This window comes from Mesorhizobium sp. M7A.F.Ca.CA.002.09.1.1 (genome assembly GCF_003998555.1).
Taxonomy (GTDB): Bacteria; Pseudomonadota; Alphaproteobacteria; order Rhizobiales; family Rhizobiaceae; genus Mesorhizobium; species Mesorhizobium ciceri.
This window is the reverse complement of sequence record NZ_RZRR01000224.1, coordinates 1-6,927: the sequence shown is the minus strand read 5'-3', so window position 1 is coordinate 6,927 and position 6,927 is coordinate 1. Positions and strand designations below refer to the sequence as shown.

7 protein-coding genes are annotated in these 6,927 nt (G+C 63.2%); 3 read left to right on the top strand and 4 right to left on the bottom strand.

Annotated elements, in window-relative coordinates:
- Nucleotides 1-792 (bottom strand): ligase-associated DNA damage response exonuclease (locus EN994_RS12485; protein ID WP_127307561.1); only part of this gene is annotated, 792 nt, incomplete at its 3' end.
- 106 nt (nucleotides 793-898) lie between these two features.
- Here EN994_RS12485 and EN994_RS12480 point away from each other — a divergent pair.
- The 3 genes from EN994_RS12480 to EN994_RS12470 all read left to right on the top strand — a co-directional run bounded on the left by EN994_RS12480 (nucleotide 899) and on the right by EN994_RS12470 (nucleotide 3,068).
- Nucleotides 899-1,828, top strand: coding sequence for a methyltransferase domain-containing protein (locus EN994_RS12480; RefSeq protein WP_063169969.1), 930 nt, complete (start codon nucleotides 899-901; stop codon nucleotides 1,826-1,828).
- A gap of 286 nt (nucleotides 1,829-2,114) precedes the next feature.
- Entirely contained in the window at nucleotides 2,115-2,477 is a 363-nt protein-coding gene (locus tag EN994_RS12475) for a hypothetical protein (RefSeq protein WP_063169970.1), read from the top strand.
- Nucleotides 2,478-2,540: 63 nt separating this feature from the next.
- Nucleotides 2,541-3,068, top strand: coding sequence for an AAA family ATPase (locus EN994_RS12470; RefSeq protein WP_063169971.1), 528 nt, complete (start codon nucleotides 2,541-2,543; stop codon nucleotides 3,066-3,068).
- Nucleotides 3,069-3,081: 13 nt separating this feature from the next.
- Here the strand turns inward: EN994_RS12470 and EN994_RS12465 are convergent, their stop codons facing one another.
- From EN994_RS12465 to EN994_RS12455, 3 genes are read right to left on the bottom strand one after another with little or no spacing between them, the layout of a single operon-like run.
- Nucleotides 3,082-4,023, bottom strand: a complete 942-nt coding sequence (locus EN994_RS12465; protein ID WP_063169972.1) for a glyoxylate/hydroxypyruvate reductase A — start codon at nucleotides 4,021-4,023, stop codon at nucleotides 3,082-3,084.
- Nucleotides 4,024-4,052: 29 nt separating this feature from the next.
- On the bottom strand, nucleotides 4,053-5,684 hold the full coding sequence (locus tag EN994_RS12460; protein ID WP_063169973.1) for an ABC transporter ATP-binding protein: 1,632 nt from the start codon (nucleotides 5,682-5,684) through the stop codon (nucleotides 4,053-4,055).
- Nucleotides 5,681-6,826 carry an ABC transporter permease gene (locus EN994_RS12455; RefSeq protein WP_063169974.1) on the bottom strand — a complete coding sequence of 382 codons (1,146 nt, stop codon included), beginning with the start codon at nucleotides 6,824-6,826 and terminating at the stop codon, nucleotides 5,681-5,683. Before EN994_RS12455 ends, EN994_RS12460 begins: the two co-directional genes overlap by 4 nt.
- Between the last annotated feature and the right edge of the window lie 101 nt (nucleotides 6,827-6,927).

The following is a 6,927-nucleotide window of genomic DNA, read 5'->3' as shown; positions in this document are numbered from 1 at the left end:
CATCCAGCCTGACGCAAAGCACGAGATCGGATCGGGAAACCGCCGCGCCCAGCGATCCGCGAAGGCCGAAGGCGGGCCGACGACGATGGCGCCGGCAAAATCATCCTTGCCGCCGCTTTCGACGGTCGCCGGTTCGAGGGTGCCGAGATCGATGCCTTGGCTCTGGTAGTACTCACTGAGTTTGGCCAGCGCGCCATGGATGTAGAGTGGCCTGTCGTAGCCGGCGTCGCGCAACAGCCGCATCACCCGTTGCGCCTTGCCCAGCGCATAGGCGCCGACCAGATGCGAGCGTTCAGGGAACTGCGCGGCCGATTTCAGCAGGCGGGCGATTTCTTCGGTGTCCGGGGGATGGCGAAACACCGGCAGGCCGAACGTCGCTTCGGTGATGAACACATCGCACGGGATCGGCTCGAATGGCGCGCAGGTCGCGTCCCTCTGCCGCTTGTAGTCGCCGGAAGCGACGATGCGCGTGCCCTGATGCTCGACCGCTATCTGCGCCGAGCCCAGCACATGGCCGGCCGGATGGAAGCTGACGCTGACGCCATCGAGGGCAATCGTCTCACCCAGTTGTGCCGCTTGCGTCGTGCCAGCGAAACCCTCGCCGTAGCGCAGCCCCATAATGTCGAGCGTCTGCTGCGTCGCCAGCACCGAGCGGTGGCCGGAACGCGCGTGGTCGGAATGGCCATGCGTGATCAGTGCCCTGTTGACCGGCCGAACCGGGTCGATGAAGAAATCGCCCGGCGGGCAATAGAGGCCCTCGGGCCGGGGATGAAGCAGAACACTGGTGCGCATGGTCTCCAAGATAGGATATAATTCCGCGGCGGGAAGCCTGTTGTAAGTCACTGCTGACTCCCGCATAGAGCACCGCCGGCTCGATCCGCCGGCAGGACCCGCCGCCATGAAACCGCTTCAGGCCTCGTCAGGCGACTTGAACGCCGATCGCCGCGCCGACTATGCCGAGATGCTGCACGCGGATGGCGATCATGCGGCGGCGGCGGAATTGCTGCTCGGTGCGCTGGAAATAACGCCGCAATGGGCGATGGGCTGGTTTCGTCTCGGCGAGATGCAGCAGGCGGCGGGCGCGGCGGATCTGGCCGCACAGGCGTGGACGATGTCGTTGCAACTCGATCCATCGGATCGTCAAGGCGCTGCACTGAACCTGCAATTGATCGGCAAGGCGCCGGCGGTCGATGCGCTCCCCAGCGCCTTCGTCGAGACCTTGTTCGACCATTATGCCGAGAGCTTCGACGAGTCCCTGGTCGGCAGGCTGGGTTACCGCCTGCCTGGGATGCTCGACCAGGCCATTCGAGCGGCAAGGCCGGGCCGCTTCGCGCTGGCGCTCGATCTCGGCTGCGGCACAGGCCTGATGGGGCAGAGGCTGCGGCCGATCGCCGACCGGCTGGAGGGGTATGACATTTCGGCCAAAATGCTGAGAAAGGCGCGGGCCAAGGGCGTCTACGATTTCCTCGATAAGGCTGATCTGCGGGATTTTCCCTATGCCGGTCCGAAAGCCGATCTGGTGACGGTGGCCGATGTTTTCATCTATGTCGGTGCGCTGGGCGGCGTGGTGAAGACGATTGCCGGCTTGCTGGCCACGGATGGCCTGTTCGCGTTTTCCGTCGAGACGCTGGCTGGCGATGGCGATTTCGCGCTGCTGCCGTCACGCCGCTATGCGCATGCGCAACGCTATGTGCTCGACGTGCTGGCCGCCAACGGGCTTTCGGTCCTGTCACTGGAACCAACCGCGATCCGGCAGGATCGCGGGGAACACGTCAACGGGTTGGTCGTTGTGGCCAGGGCTCCGAACTCAGCTGAACAAAAGACCTGACGACAGCCGGTCGGCGGTGTCGGCAGCTTTTCGTCGGGTGCGATAGGAATTTTTTCTTGACGCCCTGCCCTCAGCTATGGTACATTTTCGCTCATGGTGCTGATTTGCGCCAGTGACCCGCCGCACAGGCGGGTTTTTCGTTTGATGCTCCGTCAGCCACGCGCCTGCGGAGGGGCAGCCTCGCCGCCTCGCAAATATTCCTGCTGTGAAAAAGTCCGATTTGCATGCGCGACTGATATTTGCGATCTGCTCGCGTCAGGGCGGGATATCAGGAGGAGCATAGCCGATGCGCTGGAACATGATGATCTTGGCCTCTTGCCTGCTGACCGCCGGCTGTGTCGGCGGCACGTCGATGTCGGAACAGCAGGATGCGAACGTCCAGTCCTCCCTGCAATACGACACCGTGCCGTGCGACCAGTTGCTGGCGCAGCGCAACGGGTTGGCGCAGCAATACAACCTGCCGATCAAGGCCAAGCCGACCTTCTCCAATCCGGCGATGGGCTTCGGCCCGTTCACGCCGGACATGCGCTCCAAGGCCAAGCGCGATACCGACAAGGCGAGCGGTGAGATCGATGCCATGAACCGGTCGATCGACCGACGCGACTGCGGCCAGCCGGAGAAGCAGAAGAAGATCGCTCTGCCTGGCTAGAGGTCGGAGGCGGCTACGGGTCGAGAATCGCAGGCAACAAACCACCTTGCAGGGCACGATCGGATGCATCTCTCGGAGCTCGGGGACCGCATATGTATCTTGGGGCCGTCCAACAGTGGCAAGTCGACCCTCGCCGACGCGATTGCCCGCAAGCGTGATCTGGCGACTGTTCACCTCGATCAGCTCTTCCATCTCCCGAACACGGATTGGGAAGCGCGCCCAAGGGACGAATTCATTGCCTTGCACGACGCCGCAATCGCCGGAGAGCGTTGGGTGATGGATGGGAATTATTCGGTAGGTATGCCGCAACGTTTTCGGCGGGCGACGGGATTGATCCTGTTGGACATTTCCACACCCGCAAGTTTGTTGCGCTATTTTCGCCGGACGTTGTTGGAGCGGGAGAGGCGCGGTGCCTTGGAGGGCGGGCGCGACAGCGTCAAATGGGATATGATCCGCCATATCACTGTCGCCACGCCGAAAAATCGCAAACGCTACCTGGCTATGTTCGAGCAGATTGATCTGCCAAAGGTGCAGTTATCGTCACTGCGGGCAATCAAGAAGTGCTTCCGGGAGTGGGACCTGGCCCGATGAGGCCTTGTCCTGGCTAATACCCTGCATCGCGGTCCACCAGATTGTCGAGCTTTTCGCCGCGTTCGAAGGCGTCCATCTGGCGCAGCATGATCGGCGCCAGATGCACCGGATCGGAGGTCGCCGCCGCGTGTGGCGTCACGAACACTTTCGGATGCCCCCACAGCGGACTGGTCTTCGGCAGCGGTTCGACCTCGAACACGTCGAGGCTTGCCTCCTTCAACGTGCCGTCATCCAGCGCCCGCAAAATGTCGGCATCCTTCTGCAGGCGGCCACGCCCGGCATTGATCAGCACCGAGCCGCCGAGGCCGTTGCGTTTCCGCAGCTCCTTCAGCACGCCGTAGTTGATGATGCCCTTGGTCTCCGGCGTCAGCGGCAGAAGCACCACCAGGATGTCGGTTGCCTTGAGGAAGGGGATCAATCCAGCTTCGCCGGAATAGGTCGCGACGCCTTGCATGGCCTTGTCGGTGCGCGACCAGCCATTGACGGCAAAGCCGAGCGAGAGCAGCACCGAGGCCGCGGCGCGGCCGAGACTGCCGAGGCCCATGATGCCGACCGAAATGTCACCGGCAGGCCTCTGCTGCGGCTCATGCCAGATCTTCTTCGACTGCTGCGACCGGTAGAGCAGGCCCTGGCGGTGATGGTCGAGCACCCGCCAGACGACATATTCCGTCATGTACTGGGTGAGGTTGTCGGCAACGATTTTGACGATCGGCACGTCGGGCAGGCCGGGATCGGCGAAGATATGGTCGACGCCGGCGCCGATCGAGAAGATGGCGCGCAGATTGGGCAGCGACGCCAGGATGTTCGGCTTCTGCTTCCATACAACGGCATAGGTGATCGAGGGGTCGCTGGCGCCGTCCGGCTCCAGCACCACCTCGCGTTCGGCCGACAGCAGGTCGCGCCAGCGCTGCGGATGAAAGCCGGTGACGGCAAGCAGGATGCGGCCTTTTTCCATTGCGGTCCTTTAGTCCCTCTTTACGCAAATCACTCGCTGACGATGCCGACCGGTGCCGTCTCGATCTTGAAGGCGGCCGAGATCAGCGCCCGAGTATAGTCGGTTTGCGGATTTTCAAAAATCTGCTGGGAAGGGCCGGCTTCGACGATCCTGCCATTGCGCATGACGATGACGTCGTTGGCGAGCGCCCGGATGACTTTCAAATCATGGCTGATGAAGAGATAGGCGAGATCGTGCTTGGCCTGCAGGCTGCGCAGCAGGTCGACGACCTGCGCCTGCACGCTCATGTCGAGTGCCGATGTCGGCTCGTCCAGCATGACGAAGCGCGGGTTGAGCACCATGGCGCGTGCGATGGCAACGCGCTGGCGCTGGCCGCCGGAAAACTCGTGCGGGTAGCGGTTGCGGGTCGCCGGATCGAGCCCAACCTCCTTCAGCACGGCGGCCACCTTGTCGTCGCGCTCGTCGGGCGACAGCTTCGGCTCGTGGATCTTGAGGCCTTCCTCGATGATCTCGGCGATCGACATGCGCGGGCTGAGCGAGCCGAACGGATCCTGGAAGACGATCTGCAATTCGCGCCTGAGCGGCCGCATTGCATTGAAGGACAGCTGGTTGATGTCGCGACCGTTGAACTGGATCATGCCGGTCGACGAGATCATGCGCGCCAGCGCCAAGCCGAGCGTCGTCTTGCCGGAGCCGGATTCGCCGACCACGCCGAGCGTCTGGCCGGCGCGCACGGTGACATCGATGCCGTCCACTGCCTTCACATTGTCGACGGTGCGGCGGAAGAAGCCCTGCTTGATCGGGAACCAGACCTTTATGTCCTTGCCGGTCATGACGGGCTTGGCGTCGGCATTGGCGGCCGGCGGCTTGCCCTTCGGCTCGGCCGCCAGCAGATGCCTTGTGTAGGCATGCTGCGGATTGGCGAAGATCTCCTTGGTCGGGCCGGTCTCGACGATCTTGCCCTTGGTCATCACGCAGACGCGGTCGGCAATCTTGCGCACGATGCCGAGATCATGGGTGATGAACAGCATCGACATGCCCTTGCGGCTCTTCAAGCCGGCCAGCAGTTCGAGGATCTGCGCCTGAACGGTGACGTCGAGCGCCGTCGTCGGCTCGTCGGCGATCAGCAGTTCGGGCTCGTTGGCCAGCGCCATGGCGATCATCACGCGCTGGCGCTGGCCCCCGGACAACTGGTGTGGATAGGCATCGAGGCGCTTGTGCGGATCGCGGATGCCAACCTCGTTGAGCAGGGCCAGGGTGCGCTCCTTGGCGGGGCGGTCGGCCATGCCTTGGTGCAGCTTCAGGATCTCGACGATTTGATGCTCGATCGTGTGCAGCGGATTGAGCGAGGTCATCGGCTCCTGGAAGATCATGGTGATCTTGTTGCCGCGCACCTGCCGCAACTGCTTCTCGCTCATCGCCAGCAGGTCGTTGCCCTGGAACACGATCTTTCCCGAGGGGTGGCTGGCGCTTGGATAGGGCAAAAGCTTCAGCACCGAAAGCGCCGAGACCGATTTGCCGGAGCCGGATTCGCCGACCAGCGCCACCGTCTCGCCCTTGGCGATGTCGAACGAGATGTGGTCGACAGCCGTCGACTGGCCGCCGCCCTGGCTGAAGGCGACGCTGAGGTCCTGTACGCTGAGCAAGGGGGCTTCGCTCATCTGAACGTCTTGCGCGGATCGAAGGCGTCGCGCGTCGCCTCGCCGACGAAGACCAGCAGGGACAGCATCAGCGAGATGACGACGAAGCCGGAAATGCCGAGCCACGGCGCATTGAGGTTGCGCTGCGCCTGCTTGAGCAATTCGCCGAGCGAGGCGGAGCCGGGCGGCAGGCCAAAGCCGAGATAGTCGAGCGAGGTCAGCGTCGAGATCGAGCCCGAGAGCAGGAAGGGCATGAAGGTCAATGTCGCCACCATGGCATTAGGCAGCAGGTGCCGGAACATGATGGTGCGGTTGGGCACGCCGAGCGCCCGGGCCGCGTTGACATATTCGAAATTGCGGGCGCGCAGGAACTCGGCCCGCACCACGCCGACCAGCGCCACCCAGGAGAACAGCAGCATCAGGCCGAGCAGGATGAAGAAGCCCGGCGGCAGGATGGCGGCGACGATGAGCAGGAGATAGAGCACCGGGATGGCGGACCAGATCTCGATGAAACGCTGGAACAAGAGATCCGTCCAGCCGCCGAAATAACCTTGCACGGCGCCGGCCGCGACGCCGATCAAGGCCGAGCCGGCGGTCAGGATCAGGCCGAACAGCACCGAAATGCGGAAGCCGTAGATGACGCGCGCCAGCACGTCGCGCGCCTGGTCGTCGGTGCCCAACCAATTCCAGTTGCCGACGATGCAGGCGGGGTCGGCAGCACCCTGCGGATACTGGTTGCAGCGTGTCTTGGCGTCATACTGCCACGACGGCCTGGCCGGTGCTGCTTCGGGAATAGCGTTGTTGACCGTCTGATAGGAGTAGCGCACCGGCGGCCAGATCATCCAGCCATTGGCGTTGATCTCGTCCTGGATGACCGGATCGCGATAATCGGTGACGGCATAGAAGCCGCCGAATTTTTCCTCGGGGTAGGCGACCAGCACCGGAAACAGGATTTCGCCCTTGTAGGAAGCGATGATCGGCTTGTCGTTGGCGATGAACTCGGAAAACAGCGACAGCACGAACAGGACGAGGAAGATCCACAGCGACCAGTAGCCGCGGCGGTTGGCTTTGAAGTTCTGCAGGCGGCGCTTGTTGAGCGGCGACAGAAACGGCCGCTTGATCCGCGCGGGTGCCGCGTTGACGGGGACTGTAGCCTCCGACATCAGACGTCTCTCCGCTCGAAATCGATGCGCGGATCGACCCAGGTGTAGAGCAGGTCGGACAAGAGCCCGACGAACAGCCCCAGCAGCGAGAAGATGTAGAG

Excerpts from the sequence above, each read along its gene's own strand:
- EN994_RS12460 (WP_063169973.1), bottom strand. The coding sequence starts at position 5,684 with ATGAGCGAAGCCCCCTTGCTCAGCGTACAGGACCTCAGCGTCGCCTTC.
- EN994_RS12480 (WP_063169969.1), top strand. The coding sequence starts at position 899 with ATGAAACCGCTTCAGGCCTCGTCAGGCGACTTGAACGCCGATCGCCGC.
- EN994_RS12475 (WP_063169970.1), top strand. The coding sequence starts at position 2,115 with ATGCGCTGGAACATGATGATCTTGGCCTCTTGCCTGCTGACCGCCGGC.
- EN994_RS12455 (WP_063169974.1), bottom strand. The coding sequence starts at position 6,826 with ATGTCGGAGGCTACAGTCCCCGTCAACGCGGCACCCGCGCGGATCAAG.
- EN994_RS12465 (WP_063169972.1), bottom strand. The coding sequence starts at position 4,023 with ATGGAAAAAGGCCGCATCCTGCTTGCCGTCACCGGCTTTCATCCGCAG.
- EN994_RS12470 (WP_063169971.1), top strand. The coding sequence starts at position 2,541 with ATGCATCTCTCGGAGCTCGGGGACCGCATATGTATCTTGGGGCCGTCC.